Source organism: Cobetia sp. QF-1 (genome assembly GCF_002213105.1).
GTDB lineage: Bacteria > Pseudomonadota > Gammaproteobacteria > Pseudomonadales > Halomonadaceae > Cobetia > Cobetia crustatorum.
This window is the reverse complement of sequence record NZ_NBVS01000004.1, coordinates 110,692-128,044: the sequence shown is the minus strand read 5'-3', so window position 1 is coordinate 128,044 and position 17,353 is coordinate 110,692. Positions and strand designations below refer to the sequence as shown.

At 57.2% G+C, this 17,353-nt stretch carries 15 protein-coding genes and 1 pseudogene; 8 read left to right on the top strand and 8 right to left on the bottom strand.

Going from position 1 to position 17,353, the window contains the following annotated elements; genetic code table 11:
- Window positions 1–142: 142 nt before the first annotated feature.
- Together CFN46_RS09060 and CFN46_RS09055 are read left to right on the top strand one after the other, a co-directional pair.
- On the top strand, window positions 143–2,221 hold the full coding sequence (locus tag CFN46_RS09060; protein ID WP_088743496.1) for a TonB-dependent siderophore receptor: 2,079 nt from the start codon (window positions 143–145) through the stop codon (window positions 2,219–2,221).
- 316 nt (window positions 2,222–2,537) lie between these two features.
- Window positions 2,538–3,302 (top strand): HD-GYP domain-containing protein, encoded by a 765-nt coding sequence (locus CFN46_RS09055; RefSeq protein WP_176426444.1) that lies wholly within the window; start codon window positions 2,538–2,540, stop codon window positions 3,300–3,302.
- A 254-nt stretch (window positions 3,303–3,556) separates the two neighbouring features.
- Here the strand turns inward: CFN46_RS09055 and CFN46_RS09050 are convergent, their stop codons facing one another.
- Together CFN46_RS09050 and putP are read right to left on the bottom strand one after the other, a co-directional pair.
- Complete coding sequence (locus CFN46_RS09050) at window positions 3,557–4,426, bottom strand: DUF1989 domain-containing protein (RefSeq protein ID WP_088743314.1); 870 nt, start codon at window positions 4,424–4,426, stop codon at window positions 3,557–3,559.
- Between the two features lie 96 nt (window positions 4,427–4,522).
- Window positions 4,523–6,007: a sodium/proline symporter PutP gene (putP, locus tag CFN46_RS09045; RefSeq protein ID WP_088743313.1), complete on the bottom strand. Its 1,485-nt coding sequence runs from the start codon at window positions 6,005–6,007 to the stop codon at window positions 4,523–4,525.
- A gap of 183 nt (window positions 6,008–6,190) precedes the next feature.
- Here putP and CFN46_RS09040 point away from each other — a divergent pair, with 183 nt between their 5' ends.
- Entirely contained in the window at window positions 6,191–7,117 is a 927-nt protein-coding gene (locus CFN46_RS09040) for a LysR substrate-binding domain-containing protein (protein ID WP_088743312.1), read from the top strand.
- A 133-nt stretch (window positions 7,118–7,250) separates the two neighbouring features.
- On the opposite strand, the gene CFN46_RS09035 is transcribed toward CFN46_RS09040, so the two are convergent.
- From CFN46_RS09035 to CFN46_RS09020, 4 genes are read right to left on the bottom strand one after another with little or no spacing between them, the layout of a single operon-like run.
- Window positions 7,251–8,564 carry an arsenic transporter gene (locus CFN46_RS09035; protein WP_088743311.1) on the bottom strand — a complete coding sequence of 438 codons (1,314 nt, stop codon included), beginning with the start codon at window positions 8,562–8,564 and terminating at the stop codon, window positions 7,251–7,253.
- A 40-nt stretch (window positions 8,565–8,604) separates the two neighbouring features.
- Window positions 8,605–9,339: an arsenical resistance protein ArsH gene (gene arsH, locus CFN46_RS09030; protein WP_088743310.1), complete on the bottom strand. Its 735-nt coding sequence runs from the start codon at window positions 9,337–9,339 to the stop codon at window positions 8,605–8,607.
- 39 nt (window positions 9,340–9,378) lie between these two features.
- Window positions 9,379–9,810: an arsenate reductase (glutaredoxin) gene (gene arsC, locus CFN46_RS09025; RefSeq protein WP_088743309.1), complete on the bottom strand. Its 432-nt coding sequence runs from the start codon at window positions 9,808–9,810 to the stop codon at window positions 9,379–9,381.
- The gene (locus CFN46_RS09020; protein ID WP_088743495.1) at window positions 9,803–10,213 is read right to left on the bottom strand and encodes a helix-turn-helix transcriptional regulator; all 411 of its coding nucleotides are present in this window, start codon (window positions 10,211–10,213) and stop codon (window positions 9,803–9,805) included. The genes arsC and CFN46_RS09020 overlap by 8 nt, the downstream gene beginning before the upstream one ends.
- A gap of 451 nt (window positions 10,214–10,664) precedes the next feature.
- Between CFN46_RS09020 and CFN46_RS09015 the strand changes: the two genes are divergently transcribed.
- Window positions 10,665–11,048 (top strand): hypothetical protein, encoded by a 384-nt coding sequence (locus CFN46_RS09015; RefSeq protein WP_088743308.1) that lies wholly within the window; start codon window positions 10,665–10,667, stop codon window positions 11,046–11,048.
- Window positions 11,049–11,194: 146 nt separating this feature from the next.
- Window positions 11,195–12,262: an NAD-dependent epimerase/dehydratase family protein gene (locus tag CFN46_RS09010; RefSeq protein ID WP_088743307.1), complete on the top strand. Its 1,068-nt coding sequence runs from the start codon at window positions 11,195–11,197 to the stop codon at window positions 12,260–12,262.
- A 17-nt stretch (window positions 12,263–12,279) separates the two neighbouring features.
- Here the strand turns inward: CFN46_RS09010 and CFN46_RS09005 are convergent, their stop codons facing one another.
- Window positions 12,280–12,492, bottom strand: a complete 213-nt coding sequence (locus CFN46_RS09005; RefSeq protein WP_052384432.1) for a DUF3820 family protein — start codon at window positions 12,490–12,492, stop codon at window positions 12,280–12,282.
- Window positions 12,493–12,628: 136 nt separating this feature from the next.
- Between CFN46_RS09005 and CFN46_RS09000 the strand changes: the two genes are divergently transcribed.
- The 3 genes from CFN46_RS09000 (at window position 12,629) to CFN46_RS08990 (ending at window position 16,680) form a co-directional block, all read left to right on the top strand.
- Window positions 12,629–14,095, top strand: a complete 1,467-nt coding sequence (locus CFN46_RS09000) for an aldehyde dehydrogenase family protein (RefSeq protein ID WP_088743306.1) — start codon at window positions 12,629–12,631, stop codon at window positions 14,093–14,095.
- Window positions 14,096–14,480: 385 nt separating this feature from the next.
- Window positions 14,481–15,539, top strand: a complete 1,059-nt coding sequence (locus CFN46_RS08995) for a CHAT domain-containing protein (RefSeq protein WP_088743305.1) — start codon at window positions 14,481–14,483, stop codon at window positions 15,537–15,539.
- A gap of 133 nt (window positions 15,540–15,672) precedes the next feature.
- Window positions 15,673–16,680 carry a PIN domain-containing protein gene (locus CFN46_RS08990; protein ID WP_088743304.1) on the top strand — a complete coding sequence of 336 codons (1,008 nt, stop codon included), beginning with the start codon at window positions 15,673–15,675 and terminating at the stop codon, window positions 16,678–16,680.
- A 264-nt stretch (window positions 16,681–16,944) separates the two neighbouring features.
- On the opposite strand, the pseudogene CFN46_RS17810 reads toward CFN46_RS08990, so the two are convergent.
- Window positions 16,945–17,124, bottom strand: a pseudogene (locus tag CFN46_RS17810) (hypothetical protein); the annotation flags it as partial.
- Window positions 17,125–17,353 lie beyond the last annotated feature (229 nt).

Genomic DNA, 17,353 nt, shown 5'->3' with positions numbered 1-17,353 from the left:
GGCTCATGAAGCATGGGTAAGATGTTGAATCAGCAGGATGCTGTCGCATCGCGTACCAAAAGGTTTTCAGGTGCCAAGTCATTTTCGGGATAGCGAAGCAAACACGTACAAGGGGCATTTTTCCTGCTTGATCTTCAGCCTCATGGCACTGCCGTCAGCCGCAATGGCGGAAGAGGAGGGGGTGGCGAACGGCTCAGATGTCGTGAGCTCGGTAATCGTGGTGACAGGGGAGCGTGAATCAGATGTGGTGCCGGGCAGCTATCGCGCAGACGCCTCGAGTCTTGCCAGCAAGCAGTCCGTCAGTTTTCTGGAGCAGGCGCGCACCATCAACGTCGTGACCCAGCAAGTCATTCATGACTTCAACCTGGATGATCTGGAAGAAGCATTGCAGCCTGTCGCCGGCATTCAGTTGGGTAACACGCTAGGCGGCACCGAGGATGGCTTCGTCAAGCGGGGCTTTGGTAGCAACAGTGATGGCTCGATGCTCATTGACGGCATTCGCCAACCAAGGCGCACCTATACCACGGCCACCATCGATCGGGTCGAAGTCCTCAAGGGCCCCGCCTCGCTCTTTCAGGGCCAACAGGACCCCGGCGGCGTGATCAATCTGGTCAGCAAGCGCCCACAGTACGAGACGCATACCGAGGTGAGTGGGGAGGTCAGCTCTTTCGGTGGCACAAACACGACGCTGGATACCACCGGCGCACTGGGGGATACGGGCCTTGCCTATCGTTTCATTCTCTCGCATGAAGACGAAGATTCCTGGCGTGAGTTTGGCAATGATCGCCGCACCACCCTCGCACCCTCGCTGCGCTGGGAGGGTGAGAACAGCAGTGCTCAGATCACTTATGAGTATCAGGATTACGAGCTGGATCTGGATCGTGGCACCGTCTTCTACAACGGTGAGGCTGCGGATGTCACACGTAGCACGCGTTTCGATGAATCCTGGAACCGTGTCTACGGTCATGATGAAACCCTGAATGCCTGGTGGAAGCAGAAGGTCGCCGACGACTGGGATCTCAAACTGACCTATGGCTGGACGCGTCGGCAATACAGCGATGCGCGTGCCAACGTCACCAATGTCAGCGATACGGGGGATGTCACCGTGCGCGCTGAAGAAAATCAGGGCTATGATCGCAGCGAGCATTACACGGCGTTGGATGCTCTGGGCAATGTCGAGATTGCCGGCCAGCGCCATGAACTGGTGATCGGCGGGGATTACGAAACGACACGTGACTATCTGGCCGAGCGCTATTTCGGAGATTCGGTCACAACCTCGACCGTTACCAGCGTGACACACGGCCAGCTCTCGCAAGTGACCTCCGATGACATCAATACCTCGCGCAGCAATCGTCTCGACGAAACCCAGGCGATCGGTCTCTACGTCAATGATCGCTGGTACCTGAATGATCAGTGGATTCTCGGCCTGGGTGGCCGCTACACCTGGTTCGAGCAGCAGAGTGGAGAGGGCGAAGCCTTCGTCTCTGATCCGGACTATAGCGATAGCCTCTTCCTGCCCTCCGTCAGCCTGCTCTACCGCATCGATGATGCAAGTTCGGCCTACGTCAGTTACAGCGAGTCTTTCGTGCCCAATGGTACGGATAGCGACAGCGGAGAAGGTCTGGATCCTGAGCGCGGCAAGGGATATGAGGTCGGCTACAAGCGCCAGTGGAATCCGCGTCTGGCGACGTCGGTCGCGCTTTATCAGCTGCGCAAGGAAAACGTCGCCGTCTCGGACAATGGTGTCACGCGAACCATCGGCGAGGCGGGATCTCAAGGGCTGGAGTTCAGCCTGGAAGGTGCCTTGAGTGACCGGACCACGTTGTTGTTCAGCTACGCCTATACCGACACTGAAGTCATCGAGGATACCGAGGGCACCGAAGGCAATCGCCTGCCGAATGCAGCGCTCAATGCCGCGAGCCTCTATCTGGCACATGACTTGGCGATTGATCCGCACTATGGCGAGTGGCGTATCGGTGGTGGAGTCCGTTATGTCGGTGAGCGCGAAGGCAATGATGACAACAGCTTCTCGATGGATGCCTATACCGTCGCGGATGCCTTCGTGGGGTGGCGCCATGATTTCTTTGGTCCAGATACCGAGTTCAAGCTCAACGCCAAGAACCTCTTTGATACTGCTTATTACTACGGCAGTGGCGGCGATACCCGTGTGTTGGTGGGTGATCCGATGGAAGTGACACTGTCTGCCAGTGTCGGCTGGTAATACCATCTCTTTTGAAGGCCATGTCGCAAGCGAGATGAAAAAAGTGGGGTATAACGAGAGGTATAGGTAATCGGTTATTTAGTACTTTTTTATTAAATAGCCGGTTCATGAGCAGATGGCTTTTCTGATGTCTAACAATGCATCAAGAATGTCTCTAGACTAGTACATTACTGCTGGCTGATTGAGTGATGTGCGGTTACGTCTCATCCTATGTGCCAACGCTGCACGATCCCGCGTTGGCCATCATCAACTGTTCAGTCGTCGTAGTGTCAATAAAGGGCTTTTACGCCCGCATTCTATGAAGCAGGGAGCTTCAATGAACCCCATATTGTCCATGTCTCTGATGCCTGTATCAGGGGATGGCGCGGCAAGGGCAGTTGCCGTTCAGTCCAGTTCCCCGACGAACTCGTTTGATGATCGATTACCTGATTACATCAAGTCTTCTCCACCGGGCTTGAAGCCGTTGGAACCGGCGGTGCTGACCCTGGTGATGGCCATCTATCGGCATGATCCCGATACGTTGGCGCACTCTTGGCGGGTCGCCGGTCTTTGCGTTTATCTGTATAGGCGCTTGTTGGAGGAGGGGCAGCGCAAGGTGCCACTGGATGATCTCTACAGCGCTGCATTGCTGCATGATATCGGCAAGGTGACGGTACCAAGTGACTTGTTGCAGGCCCCGCGCTCATTGCAAGTGGAGGAACGTACGCTGGTGCAGAAGCATGCTGCTGAAGGGGGGAGAATGCTGCAATCCTTGCGTGGTCCACTCAAGGCGTTGGCATGCTCGTTGGCGGTATCTCATCATGAATGCTGGAATGGCTCGGGATATCCCGTAGGGTTGCCATCGCGGCTGTTGCCGCTGCATTGTCGTATCGCGGGGCTGATGGATGTCTTCGATGCGCTTGCGTCTCCCCGCGCTTACAAGCCGGGCTGGCCGCTGGATAAATTGGTGGCGTTGTTCGTGGCGCAGGCAGGCAAGCAGTTTGATCCCAAACTGATCAATAGACTGGCACCCTACTGGACGTCCTTGCTGCAAGAGCACGGTCGATTGATGGACATCACCCTCGATACCCCATCTTCCTGACGCCAGACTGATGGAAGGTTCAGGGCCCATGGGGCGTGCCGCAATGGCAAGTACCTCATCCTGAATCCTCCAGTGCAGTGATCAAACGACAAGGCCCCAACCTGAATATCCAGGTTGGGGCCTTGTCGTATTGTCGTCGTGCTTCACTCACTTCATTTCAGTTCACGCTCATACCTCATCGCCCCGATAGAGCTGGAGGCAACTAGCTGGGGGCGACTAGTAGGGGACAACTAGCAGGGGATAACTAGCAGGGTTCAGCTACAGCGCTCGCGCTTGATGGCTGCCCAGTCAGTCGTCGGGTTCTGGCGGCCGTGATTACCGGCATATGGCGCCACCTTGGGCGATTCCCAACCATCCAGCGCATTGTCTTCCAAGCGGTAGATCTCCACGCCCAGCGGGTGGCAGGTGTCCAGCGGATCGCGTGCTTCAGGGCCCCACAGGTCCACCGACAGATCACCGCCCGGACAGCAGGACATGGCACACAGGAGATCCGTCTCGGCGAAGAATTCCAAGTAGTCGCCCTTGCGCGCAGGGCAGGCCTTCATGAAGTACTTGTCTTCGCTATTCAGGCCAGTGCACTGAAAGATGTTGAGCACGTCGTGGATATCAAATTCAGTCAGGCCCCAGGGAGCGACTGCTCGCACCAGATTGGAGTGGCAGTGATGATCGAAATCCTCGCCGGTCAGCAGACGATTGACGTAAGGGTCGCAGCGAGTGCCCAGCAGGTCATGCACGCGGCCGCCGTCCTCGTCGACGCCGTAATTTGCCAGGGTGTCGTCGATAATGGTCGCCATGGGACGCAGGTAAGGTAGCGTCGACCACAGGCGGTCATAGGTGCTGACATGCGCGCGCTGCAGCTGGCGAGTCCGGGAAGCCCACATGCGTTCGCGCGGATTGTGTAGATTCCACATGTTGAAATCACCGACCTGTGAACCCTCGGTAATCTTGATACGGAACACATGGCCCGCCGGCACTTCCCAGGCCAGACCATCGCGCATGGGAACCGAATGGGTCGCCACCAGTGTGCGCCGAGCCTGGCCATCGGTCAGCCCGTCATAGAAGTCATGATCGACATCCAGGATCGAGCCCTTGGTCGCTTGATAGGCGGCAGAAACATTACTCATGGCAAGACTCCTCGTGAAATGAAACAGGGGCGGTATGGTGATTCATGCGGTCGCTTGGCAGACCGTGGGAGATGGGCGTGTCACTCATGGACTTGCTCATGCCTCCTCACGGTGCCAATGCTTCATCAGGCGATCAAAGCAGGCGCTGGCCGTCGGCTGAGTACTCATGCGACTGACGATGATCACCGCCATCAGGGCGAACAGGAAGCCGGGCACGACCTCGAACATGTCGAAGATCTCCAGTGGGCCACCGCTCAGCGGCTTCCAGATCGCGACGGTGAGTGCCCCCACCAGCAGGCCAGCGATAGCCCCGTTGCGCGTCATGCCACGCCAGAACAGCGACAGCAGGATGACAGGGCCGAAGGCGGCGCCGAATCCGCCCCAGGCATAGGACACCAGGTCGAGAATGCTGCTGTCGCGGTCGGTACCCATCACGGTCGCCAACAGGGCGATGGCGATCACGCTGGCACGACTCAGCCACACCAGTTCTTTCTGTGAGGCCTTGGGGCGGATCAGACCACGATAGATATCCTCGGCAATCGCACTGGAGCAGACCAGCAATTGGGAATCGACGGTGCTCATGATGGCCGCCAGCACGCCGGCGAGAATGAAGCCTGCCACCCATGGGTTGAGCATGATCTGGCTGAGGGTGATGAAGACACGCTCACTGTCCTTGAGCCCATCGCCCAGCTCGCCGCCGAACCAGTAGTAGCCCAGTACGCCGACCGACACGGCAGCCGCCATCGTCACGGCGGACCACAGCAGGGCAATCCGACGAGCTACCCTGATGTCCTCGCGCTTGCGAACGGCCATGAAGCGCACCACGACATGGGGTTGGCCACAGTAGCCAATCGCCCAGCCTGCCAGTGACAGCATGCCCAGCAAAGTCACGTCTTCCAGCATGCCGCCGATCGGGGCGACATCCATCGTCGCGGCTGGCGCCGCAGCGGGATCACTGAACAGCGCCACTGCCGTCATGGCTGCCACGGCACAAAGTGAGGCTGCCATCATCAGGCCCTGAATGAGGTCGGTCCACGAGGCGGCGAGAAAACCGCCGAGGAAGGTATAGCCGACGATGACCAGGGCACCCAACCACAGCGCGACGCGATAATCGATCTCGAAAATGCCCTCGAACAGTACCGCGCCACCGACCAGTCCGGCTGAGACGTAGAAGGTGAAGAACACCAGCATGACGACGGATGACAGGGTGCGCAGTACACGAGAGCGGTCCTCGAAGCGTGCTTCCAGATAATCCGGAACGGTCAGCGCATTGCCCGCCGCCTCAGTGAAGACACGGAGTCGCTCGGCAACCAATGTCCAGTTCAGATAGACGCCAACCAGTGTCCAGACTGCGATCCAGGCCTGCGAGAGGCCGCCACTGAAGATGGCGCCCGGCAGGCCCATCAACGCCCAACCACTGAGATCTGACGCGCCGGCACTCAAGGCCGCGACGCTGGGCGGCAAGCCGCGGCCACCGAGGATGTAATCCGACAGGTTGTGGGTGATGCGATAGAAGTAGATGCCGATGCCCAGCATCAGCAGCAGATAGAGTCCGAATGACAGCAGGACAGGTAGGTTCATCCAATATGGCCTCATGATGACGCAGGAGCGTCTTGTTCTTGTTGGCGGTCGTCGGTCATGCCAGCAGAGAGACTGTACGGCCGACGCCAGTGACATCTACCTTACCCATGAGTAGAATTTCTAATAACTGATAAATACTGATCCGATAGATGATTTCATATCATGTATTGAAAGGACGATATCATGCGGCCCAGCCTGTCTTCATTGAATACCTTCGAGGTCGTCTCACGACTGGGCAGCATTACTGCCGCGGCCGATGCGCTGAACATCACCCAGTCGGCCGTCAGCCATCAGATACGCCGCCTGGAGGCCGCGTTGGACGTCAGTCTGCTTGAGCGTGTCGGGCGCGGCGTGATGTTGTCAGAGGCCGGGCGCAGACTGGCGGATGGCCTGCAGGTCGGCTTTGCCAAGATCGAACAGTCAGTCGCGGAATTCGACGGTCATCAACCGCATGGGCAGCGGCGTCGACAGTTGCGCGTCAGCTGCCTGCCATCGGTGGCGGTGCGCTGGTTGATTCCAAGGCTCAACAGCTTTCGCGAATGCTGCCCCGATATCGCGGTCAGTCTGCAATACGCGGGTATCAGTGCCCGTGGCTTGCTGCCGGAGGTTGATGTGATGATCACCTGGCAGGACGAGCTGCCAGGCAAGGATGCGCAGGGATTCCGGTTGTTTTCCGGGGCCACCCAACCGGTGGCCAGCCCGCTGTACCTGGAATATCACCGCCGCCCGACCCAGCCGGCAGACCTGCTCAAGCTCGAGCTGATCCATGATCAATCGCGTCAGCCGTGGCATGACTGGTTCAACAACTGCAGCCTGTATCCCTCTCAGCTCGACAAGGGCGATCTCTATCAGGACTTCAGTCTGCTGAGTGCCGCGGTGGTTGCGGGCCAAGGCGTTGCTCTCTGCCCGCCGCGCTTGATTCGCAAGGAGCTGGAAGACGGCACCCTTGAGTGCCTGTTCGACATGGCCGCCAATCAACAGCGCGCCTATTGGCTGTTCCATCACGCGCAGCCAGCTCAGCACGTGCAGCAGTTCTGTGACTGGATGCGTGAGCAGATCGCGGCCGAGGGCGAGGAGGTGGATAGAGGCGTCATCACCCTAAGCCGCTAGCCACTGACATCGCACTTGAGCCATCGTCGAAAGAGACGAGAAAGCCCCACCGAGAGACTCGGCAGGGCTTTTATTCAGCAAGGCATCAGGTCGTAACCTGTGTCGTGATCTGCGACGCGAACTGGCGAGACCGTCAGCCGTTGAGTATCCCCAACCAGCCCCATAATCCCAGTAGCGCCGCCAGCAGCACCGGCGGTGTCAGTATCAGGCCGACCTTCATGTACTGCCCCCAGCTGATGTGGTGGCCTTTCTGATCGAGCACATGCAGCCACAGCAGCGTGGCGAGACTGCCGATCGGGGTGAACTTGGGGCCCAGATCATTGCCGATCACGTTGGCGTAGACCATCAGCTCCCGCGTCGTGTCACTGACCTGCTGTGCACTCAGGTGATCAATGGCGAGTGCGCCGATCAGCGTGGCAGGCATGTTGTTCATCACCGAGGCGGTGATAGCCGCCAGTACACCGGTGCCGAGAGTGGCGATCAGGCTGCCTTGACTCGCAAGCCAGGCAAGAATGTCGCTGGCGTGGTCGGTCAGGCCGGCATTGCCCAGCCCGTAGACCACCAGATACATGCCCACTGAGAACAGTACGATCTGCCACGGTGCCCCGCGCAGTACTGGTCCGAGGGCTATGACTGCGTCGCCCGAGCCCAGCCAGCGCCCGGCAATGGCCAGCAGTGTCAAGGCAGCGCTGCCCGTGACGACGCACAATGGTACGCCCAGCGGGGCAGTGACGAAGTAGGCGATCAACAGCACGCCCAGCAGCGGAAAGGCCGCGCGGAACACCTGGGGGTCCTTGATGGCGCTCGACGGTGCCTCGAGCTTCTCAAGCGTATAGTGCGAGGGCAACTCCTTGCGGAACATCAGCCACAGCACGATCAGCGTGGCGGCCAGCGCGATAAGATCGACCGGCACCATCACGGCGGCGTAATGCGTGAAGGAGATATCGAAATAGTTGGCACTGACGATGTTGACCAGATTCGAGATCACCAGCGGCAGGCTGGTGGAGTCGGCCACGAACCCGGTGGCGATGATGAAGGCTAGCGATGTGGCAGCGCTGAACTCCAGACGCACCAGAATCGCGATCACGATCGGCGTGAGCAGCAGGGCCGCGCCATCATTGGCGAAGAAGGCTGCGATCACCGCACCCAGTAGCACGATCAGCGGGAACAGCTTGCGTCCATTGCCGCCGCCCCAACGCGCGACATGCAGTGCCGCCCAGCTGAAGAAGCCCGCCTCATCGAGGATCAGCGAGATGATGATCAGCGCCACGAAGGTGAAGGTGGCGTCCCACACGATATCCCACACCACCAGTACATCCGGCAGATTGACCACGCCGCAGGCCAGCGCGACCACGGCGCCGCCCAGGGCGCTGGTGCCGATCCCCAGCCCACGTGGCTGCCAGATCACCAGTGCCAGCGTGATGGCGAAGATTGTCAGGGCAAGCATGACGTTTCCTTGTCGAGAGTGGAGGAAGAACTCGAGGGCATCAGATCGCGGATTGATTGACGCGTTTCGAGACGTCTTCGGCGCTCTCGACCCGCTCCGAATAGCGCTCGGTCAGATAGGCGCTGCGGTCGCGGTTCATCCAGGTGAACTTCATCAGCTCTTCACAGACATCGACGATGCGCAGATAGAGCGGCGACAGGCGCATGCGGCCCGTCTCATCGAATTCATTGAAGGCCTTGGGCACGGATGACTGGTTGGGGATGGTCAGCATGCGCATCCAGCGACCCAGAATGCGCATCTGGTTGACACTGTTGAAGCTTTGGCTACCACCGCTGACTTGCATGACGGCCAGGGTCTTGCCTTGGGTCGGGCGTACACCGCCGAGCGAGAGCGGAATCCAATCGATCTGAGCCTTCATCACCGAGGTCATTGCACCGTGGCGCTCCGGGCTCGCCCACAGCATGCCCTCGGACCACTGAGCCAGCTCGCGCAGCTCCTGCACCTTGGGATGATCGGCCTCGCAGTCATCCGGCAATGGCAGGCCGGCCGGCGAGTAAAGGCGCACCTCGGCGCCGAATGCGTGCAGCAGGCGCGCCGCTTCCTCGGCGGCAAAGCGCGAGAAGGAACGCTCACGCAGGGAGCCGTACAGCACCAGTATGCGCGGTGCATGACGCGGTGCATCCGGCCCGACCAGGCGCTCGATCTCCAGCGGTCGCCAGTGCTCGGCGTCGATATTGGGCAGGTCGGCCAGCGCCGCTTTCATCTCTTCTGTCATCGTGTCGCTCATGTGCTCAGGGGTGTATGAATTCATTGCTCAAGCCTTGGGAGCATGGACGACGTCGCCGTCTTCCTTGGTGTATTGCGCGACCGGATTGTCCAGCAACGCCAGTACTGCTTCAGATGGGCGACACAGGCGGGTGGCTTCGGGCGTCACCACGATGGGGCGGTTGATCAGGATCGGGTGGGCCATCATGGCGTCGATCAGCTCGGCATCGCTCAAGGCGGGATCATCCAGTTCGAGCTCCTCAAAAGGCGTGCCCTTGCGGCGCAGCAGCGGGCGCGGTCCTCCGCCCATGGCGTCGATCAATGCTTCCAGCGTCTCGCGCATCGGGGGGGTGACCAGATACTCGATCACCTCTGGTGTCTCGCCGGAGGCCTTGAGCATGGCCAGCACATTGCGTGACGTACCGCAGGCCGGATTGTGATACATCGTGATCTTGCCGGAAGAACGGGCGGAATCAGTCATCGTTGTCAGGCTCCTGAGAAGCACAGGGGGTGGGAGAGACGCTGCAGTCGGGCACGGTGAGCGAGGCCAGTAGTGGGTCGCAGACCACCGAGGAGCCAGCGCAGCAGTCGCGTACCAGAAACTGCACGGTGGCGAGCATGTGCTCGAGGTTGGCGCGGTAGATCAGTGAACGGCCTTCGCGCTGGGAGTGGATCAGTCCGGCGCGGCTCAATACACCCAGATGCGTCGAGAGCGTGTTGTGGGGGACCTCGAGACGACGGGCGATCTCGCCGGCCGGCAGTCCCTCTGGCTCATGGCGTACCAGGAGGCGAAACGTGTCCAGGCGCGTGGCCTGGGATAGCGCCGCGAAGGTATCCAGCGTGGCCTGCGGGTCGACTGCGGTGGGTACGGTATTGATATTCATGTCCATATGTCGGGATATATCGACATGATAGTCACTATCGTGATGTTTTCAAGTGGAAAGCGTTCAAGTAGGGATCTTTCAAGTGCAGGCCCTTCAGGAGCAAGGCTTTCAAGCTCAGGGCTGAAGCGTTCAGTTCTGATGTGCCAACTTCTCCAGCATCCGCATCCGCTTCAGTACCGGCCTCTGATCCAGCAGGGCTTGAAATGAGAGTGCGGGTCCTGGAGTAAGAGCCCTGGAATGCCATGTGCTGGCCTTGTATCTCCAAGTGCTTGCTTCCTCGAAGACCCGCAGGCTGTCAAACGGTGGTTGGTGATGAGATAGGGGAGTGTGAGCCGGGATCCTCACGCCCATCTGCACGCCATGCACGTACGCTAGCCGCGTAAATCAGGCATTTGCCCGACAGTGTTGGTAGCATGTGCGCCATTGGCTACACGACAAAGGAAATGGCGCGATGGAAATGGTGTTGCAGGTGATAGGTGGGTTGGTGCTGACCGTTGGCGTGTTGCTGACAGCGGTGCCGGAGCTTGTGAACCGGTTCAAGGGGCCAGGCGATACCCCACTCCAGGTTCCCAAGGAACGCCATGCCGCGATTGCACGACGCATTCGCTGGGGCTGGCTGATCGCGGTGGGGTATCTGTTGATGTATCCGCCGATTGGTCTTGGCTGGCTGCCGATACTCTTGACGCTCGCGGTGGCGGGTATCGCCGGCATCATGACCGCGCGTCTGATGGGCCTGATGCTGGATGGTCTCGACATGCGTCATCTGTTCCGCTTTGCCGCGGAATCGCTGATTCTGGGCGGGCTGTGGACATGGTTCGTCAAGTTGTCTGCCTGACATTGACGTAGCGTTGCTGTCCATCAGTGGTCACGTGATTCGTCTTTCAAGCCCCGGCCTTCGCCGGGGCTTTTTCTTGATGCGAGTCTTGATATACGTATTTATGCAAGTATGGGTACATGTAAACCGATACTTCACGGAGTTCCATGATATCTCTCTCTGACAATGATCGCGCAGCGCCGGTACTGGTCACAGGGGCGACCGGCTATGTCGCGGGTCAACTAGTGCGACGATTGCTCGAAGAAGGGCTGACAGTCCATGCCGCCGTGCGGGATCCGAGTGATCACAAGCGTCTGGCGGCACTGAAGGCACTGGAAGACAGCTTGCCGGGCAAGCTGCGCGTCTTCGCCAGTGATCTGCTCGAGCAAGGCTCTTACGCCGAGGCGATGGCGGGATGTCGCGTGGTCTTTCACACCGCCTCGCCCTTCGTGGTCAGTGTCGAGGATCCCGAGCGCGATCTGGTGCGGCCAGCAGTGGAGGGCACTCGCAACGTGCTCCAGGAGGCCAATCGTCAGAGCAGTGTCGAACGCGTGGTGCTGACCAGCAGTTGTGCTGCCATATACAGTGACAATGCCGATGCGCTGGACACCCCGCGTGGCTGTTTCGACGAGAGTGTCTGGAATACCACGGCGTCGCTGACACACCAGGCCTACTCCCACTCCAAGACGCTGGCGGAACAGGCCGCCTGGCAGATCGCCGAGCGGCAGTCGCGCTGGCGGCTGGTGGTGATCAACCCCTCGCTGGTGCTTGGCCCCGCGATCAGCGATGACACGCACGGCGAATCCTTCGGCCTGATGACGCAGCTCTGTGACGGCACGCTCAGGATAGGCGCGCCGGATTACGGCATGGGCGTGGTGGATGTGCGTGATGTCGCCGAGGCGCATCTGGCCGCGGGATTTTTGCCCACGGCTACTGGGCGTCATCTGGTCGCCGGGCACTCCTCAAGCTTCATTGCGCTGGGGCGCCTGTTGAGTCATCACGCCGGCCCGCAATATGCGATTCCCACTCGCCAGTTGCCCAAATGGCTGGTGTGGCTGGCGGGCCCGCTGGCCAACAGGGCGGTGACCCGCAAGATCGTCTCACGCAACGTGGGGCATGCCTTCGTGTTCGACAACACTCGCAGCCGTGAGCAGCTGGGACTGGTCTACCGGCCCCTCGAGACGACGCTGCACGACATGTTCGATCAACTGGAGGCCAGCGGCCGCCTGTCGTGACCGTCAGCTTTTGCACGTCAGCGACGTCGCAGCGGCTCCAGCAGGGCATTCAATCCGTTGTGATCTATCTCGTGCATCAGCGCCAGCAAGCGACCTATCTCGCCTTGCGGAAATCCCTTGCGCGCAAACCAGCCCAAGTAGTCGCCGGGCAGGTCGGCAATCAAGCGTCCGGCGTACTTGCCATAGGGCATCTGGCGGGTCGTCAGTTTCTGCAGGTCTTCGGGGCTCATCCAGTGACTCTCATTCCACTCGGTTAAGGACGGTCTGGTCAGTTGCAGGTGCCATTCTGGCACAGCTGTGATGCAACGGTTGGGTTTTGCTCCGGCACCGCCATGTCCTGATCATACTCATGACACGGAGTGACTCATGTCCCGCGACTATCAGAACCTCGAGCAGCTACCCCTCGCCGGAGAATGGCGTAACGGCCGAGCCGGCAGGACGCTTGAGGTGGTGGACCCCTTCGATCAGAGCTCGCTGCTCTCGATTCCCATGGCCAATGCCGAGGATCTCGATGCCAGCTATCGCAGGGCGCGTGATGTCCAGCCTGACTGGGCTCTGACACCGGCAAGCGAGCGCGCTGGCGTGATGCACAAGGTGGTGGAGCTGATGGACGAGCGACGCGAGGAGTTGCTCGGCTGGCTGGTGCGTGAGTCGGGCAGTACCCGCCTCAAGGCTCAGGCGGAACTGGCGGCGGCCCGTGCGATCACGCTGGAGTCCGCCGCGATGGCCAATCGCGTGGCCGGGATGGTGATGGAGGCTCAGGTGCCGGGCAAGGAGAGCCGTGTCTTCCGCAAGCCGTTGGGTGTCATCGGCATCATCAGCCCGTGGAATTTCCCGCTGCATCTGACCCAGCGTTCCCTGGCGCCGGCACTGGCACTTGGCAACAGCGTCGTCATCAAGCCGGCCAGTGATACTCCGCTGACCGGCGGCCTGCTGCTGGCCAGGCTCTTCGAGGAGGCGGGTCTGCCTGCCGGCGTCTTGAGCGTGGTGGTCGGTGCCGGCAGCGAGATCGGCGATGCCTTCGTGGATCACGAAGTGCCGCGGCTGATCTCCTTTACCGGTTCCACCCAGGTGGGCAAGGGTATCGGCAGGCGCGCCGTTGGTGGTGATCATCTCAAGCAGGTTGCCCTGGAGCTGGGCGGCAATAGCCCCTTCGTGGTGCTTGACGATGCGAACATCGAGCAGGCGGTGGACGCCGCTCTGGTCGGCAAGTTCCTGCATCAGGGGCAGATCTGCATGGCCATCAACCGCATCATCGTCGATGCGTCGGTCCATGACGCCTTCGTCGATCGCTTCGTGGCGCGTGCCCGTGAGCTGAAGGTCGGCAACCCCGCACAGGACGATACCGTCATCGGGCCGATCATCAATGCCAAGCAGCGTGATGGTCTGCTCGAGATGATCGAGACCGCCAAGGGCGAGGGCGCCAAGGTGATGCTTGAGGGCGAGGCGCAGGGTCAGCTGGTGCCGCCGCATGTGTTCACCGATGTCACCAATGACATGAGTCTGGCGCAGAACGAGATCTTCGGCCCGGTGGTCGGCATCCAGAAAGCCCGTGATGAAGCGCATGCGCTGGAACTTGCCAATGGCACCGAATATGGTCTCTCAGCCTCCGTCTTCACCGCGGATATCGCACGCGGCGAGCGCTTCGCGCGTCAGGTCGAGGCGGGCATGGTGCACGTCAATGACATGCCGGTGAATGATGATCCACGCGCGCCCTTCGGTGGCGAGAAGAATTCAGGCCTCGGGCGCTTCAATGGCGACTGGGTGCTGGAGGAATTCACCACCGACCAATGGGTCAGTCTGCAGGTCGAGCCTCGCCAGTATCCGTTCTGATCTCTCTTATCTGTAGTTGATGCATGACAAGCAACGCCCCGCTCAGCCTGATGCCTGAGCGGGGCGCTTTTGATGGTGAGGAATGCTGACAAGGCATGATGGGCCGAGCAGGCAACAAAGCCAGCTGAGTGTCCGCTGATGGCCGGACGCCGAAATTTAGATTATGTTGATGGAGTAGTTTTGGAAGCTGGCGACCCAAAGCGGACATGCCGGCAAAGGCTGCATGCGCTATGAAAGGCAGGAATACTGTTGATTTGTACTTAATTCTATATCTTCTAACAGCATGAGATATGCTGCGATTACGTAGCATAATATTATTGAGTACACTTGTGCTATCAAGTGAGATATCAAGCATACCACATAATAAAAGTGTTAGGTTATTATCATGTCTATTGAAACTCTGCGGAATCGCATAGCTCAGCTGGAAAAAGAGAAGGCTAACCTCGAAAAGTCGCTGAGCCGAGAACGGGAAAGTGCACGAAAAAAACAAACTGAGATTACACAAGTATCACGCTCGATCAATAAGAATACGTCGTTGAGCATGCTGTCTTCTAAACAGCGTCAGATTGAGTTAAAGCAAAAGCAATTGAGTGCATATGAGAAGAAGGCAGCTGATTTTCAGACCAAAGTCGCTAACAAGACTTCGGAAATTTTGAGAAAACTCAGCGAGGTGGATAGGGCCGAAAAACAGGCACAGCGACATAGCGCACAGGATGAAAAAAGACGGCAAGACAAACAGATTCGTCACTCGAAGCAGGTCACAAGGGAGCTTGAACGTCAGTCGCAAATTCACAACCAGTTGTCGTCAACACCAATTATTGTGAAATTTGAAGACTTACCAGAGAAAATTAACGTTCTATTTATTGCATCGAACCCAAAGGATCAAACACAGCTAAAGCTGGATGAGGAAATTCGAGCTATCACCAGAAAAATCCGGGAGTCAGAGTACCGAAATGCGGTTGAGCTAAAGGCAATTTGGGCCACACGTCCGCATGACCTGCTGCAGGCACTCAACGAGCATAAACCAACAGTTGTGCATTTCAGTGGTCATGGTTCTGATCAAGGAGAACTCGTTCTTCAAGATGACTCTGGGAGTACTAAATTAGTTTCACTTCAATCCATTGTTGAACTTTTCAAGGTGATGGCTTCAGGGATTGAGCTTGTGGTATTCAACGCGTGCTATTCCCATTCTCAGGCTGAGGAAGTGGCAAATCATGTCAAAGCGGTAATAGGCATGAGTGATTCTGTCGGAGATGAGGCCGCTCGCGTATTCGCCGCTCAGCTCTATTCAGCAATTGGGTTTGGAAAAACCGTTCACGAGGCCTTTGAACAAGCAAAAGTAGCACTTCAACTTGAAGGAATTCAGGAAGAAAATATTCCTGAGCTGTTCGTGGCTGATGGAGTCGATACTAATAGCTTGATCCTTGTGCAACCACAAACCTAAAGAAGTCGTTGCAACAGACGTTTGACTCGTTGCTTTTTACTACTACAAAAGCAGGCATTCTTTAAATGCCGCTATGTTATATCGTTAACTGGTGCTAAATTTAGTGATAATAGATAACCGAAATGAGAGTTGTATGAATTATATTTTTCTCGATACGTGTGTTTTGCTGGATATTTCTACGAAAAGAAGTGATCTCCCTCTTGTATCTGCACTAGAGATGCTATTGAGTTCGAATAGCGTAAAATTAGTTTTGGCTGACCTGGTTGTTGAGGAGTATGAGCGAAATAAGGATAGTGTGGCGAAGAAAACTACACAACGCTTGTCCCAAGAGTTCAAGCAGGTCAAGGCTGTGGTAAATGAGTTTGCTGGTGAAAAGCAAGCGGCAACGATAAGCGTTCTAAATGATATCAATGCAAGGCTACCTCTTTTAACCGAAGCGAATTATTCAACTATTCGAAGAGTTGAAAGGCTGATCGAGTCGGCGGTGGTAACTGCAGTTAGTGAGCGTTCAAAAATTGCTGCAGTCCATCGTGGACTAGAAAAAAGAGCGCCGTTTCATATAAGCAAAAACTCTGTTGCAGACGCCGTCATCATTGAACAGTTTTTCGAGTTTATGTGTAGCTTGAATAGCGGCTATGATACTTGCATTTTTGTTACCCATAATCATAACGACTTTTCCTCGAAAGATCATCGTAAACCCCATTCGGATTTTGACGAGATATTTGCATATTCGAACTCTTGCTATTTTAATAGTCTAGTCTCCGCTATTGACTACTTCGATTCTGACTTGCTTGCCGAAGTCGAGTTCGAGCATGACTTTTCAGAAGAAACCAGAGGATTGAGAGAAATATTGGACTCTATGGATGAGTTGGTCGATAAGGTCTGGTATAATCGTCATCAAAACCGTATATGGCTCATCGACAATGGTAGAGTTGAAATCGTACCTAAGGGAACTAAGCGCTATGGCTCAGATATAATTCATGAGGATGTTCTTCAAGGCGCTATTAAATCAGCTGAACGCATTCAAGGAAAGTATGAAGATACAGGCCCGTGGAGTGACTTTGAGTGGGGGATGCTCAACGGGAAGTTATCAGCTCTGCGTTGGGTACTAGGTGATGAATGGGATATGTTGGACACGTAAGCTAAAAGCATTGCAGTGGTCAACTAATTTCGGATAGTAAATTGAGTATTCCTTCCGCTTGTGGCCGGGCGCGGCATAAATAGATGGCCGTACAATAGCAAGATGCTTTTCGCGTAAAAATCCAGCATGCGATTTATACCCTCTAATACTCGAAAAAGTGCTCAGATAGAATTAATATTTCCCGTGATTCAAACTTTACTGCTGAGCATGGAATAAACCATTAGATAAGCATCAACGTCCGCTTCTGGCCGCAAGCGGCCCCGCCTACCATCCCTCCTGCGGGCAGTGGAATGATTTAGTCCTCGGTTTCACGAGCCAATATTCCATAGTCTCGGCACCATACTCTTCTTTCCACGCTTTCAGAGTCTTTTGGTTGCCATCGCGTGTCTAAATGACCTCTCCGGTATTTGGGTTTTTGTAGATTTTCAACTTGAGCTTGGTGCGACCGGTGTTTGTCGCTCTACCAGTCTTAGCGGCAGCGAGAGCGGAAATACTGGGCGAGGTCGTCGAGCAGGCTGGCGAGGAGAGATATCTCGCCGGGACTGACTGGCATCCTGTGCAGATAGCCAATGGCGGGAATGGGGCTCAGCCAGACGGCTTGACGCATTTGCCGCCTGACAGGCACGCAAGGCGACCGTGACAGAGAGGCACTGCCCAGGCGGATATGAGGATC

Coding starts and splice junctions, on each gene's coding strand:
- CFN46_RS09060 (WP_088743496.1), top strand. CDS start 143: ATGGCACTGCCGTCAGCCGCAATGGCGGAAGAGGAGGGGGTGGCGAAC.
- CFN46_RS09055 (WP_176426444.1), top strand. CDS start 2,538: ATGAACCCCATATTGTCCATGTCTCTGATGCCTGTATCAGGGGATGGC.
- CFN46_RS09050 (WP_088743314.1), bottom strand. CDS start 4,426: ATGAGTAATGTTTCTGCCGCCTATCAAGCGACCAAGGGCTCGATCCTG.
- putP (WP_088743313.1), bottom strand. CDS start 6,007: ATGAACCTACCTGTCCTGCTGTCATTCGGACTCTATCTGCTGCTGATG.
- CFN46_RS09040 (WP_088743312.1), top strand. CDS start 6,191: ATGCGGCCCAGCCTGTCTTCATTGAATACCTTCGAGGTCGTCTCACGA.
- CFN46_RS09035 (WP_088743311.1), bottom strand. CDS start 8,564: ATGCTTGCCCTGACAATCTTCGCCATCACGCTGGCACTGGTGATCTGG.
- arsH (WP_088743310.1), bottom strand. CDS start 9,339: ATGACAGAAGAGATGAAAGCGGCGCTGGCCGACCTGCCCAATATCGAC.
- arsC (WP_088743309.1), bottom strand. CDS start 9,810: ATGACTGATTCCGCCCGTTCTTCCGGCAAGATCACGATGTATCACAAT.
- CFN46_RS09020 (WP_088743495.1), bottom strand. CDS start 10,213: ATGAATATCAATACCGTACCCACCGCAGTCGACCCGCAGGCCACGCTG.
- CFN46_RS09015 (WP_088743308.1), top strand. CDS start 10,665: ATGGAAATGGTGTTGCAGGTGATAGGTGGGTTGGTGCTGACCGTTGGC.
- CFN46_RS09010 (WP_088743307.1), top strand. CDS start 11,195: ATGATATCTCTCTCTGACAATGATCGCGCAGCGCCGGTACTGGTCACA.
- CFN46_RS09005 (WP_052384432.1), bottom strand. CDS start 12,492: ATGAGCCCCGAAGACCTGCAGAAACTGACGACCCGCCAGATGCCCTAT.
- CFN46_RS09000 (WP_088743306.1), top strand. CDS start 12,629: ATGTCCCGCGACTATCAGAACCTCGAGCAGCTACCCCTCGCCGGAGAA.
- CFN46_RS08995 (WP_088743305.1), top strand. CDS start 14,481: ATGTCTATTGAAACTCTGCGGAATCGCATAGCTCAGCTGGAAAAAGAG.
- CFN46_RS08990 (WP_088743304.1), top strand. CDS start 15,673: ATGAATTATATTTTTCTCGATACGTGTGTTTTGCTGGATATTTCTACG.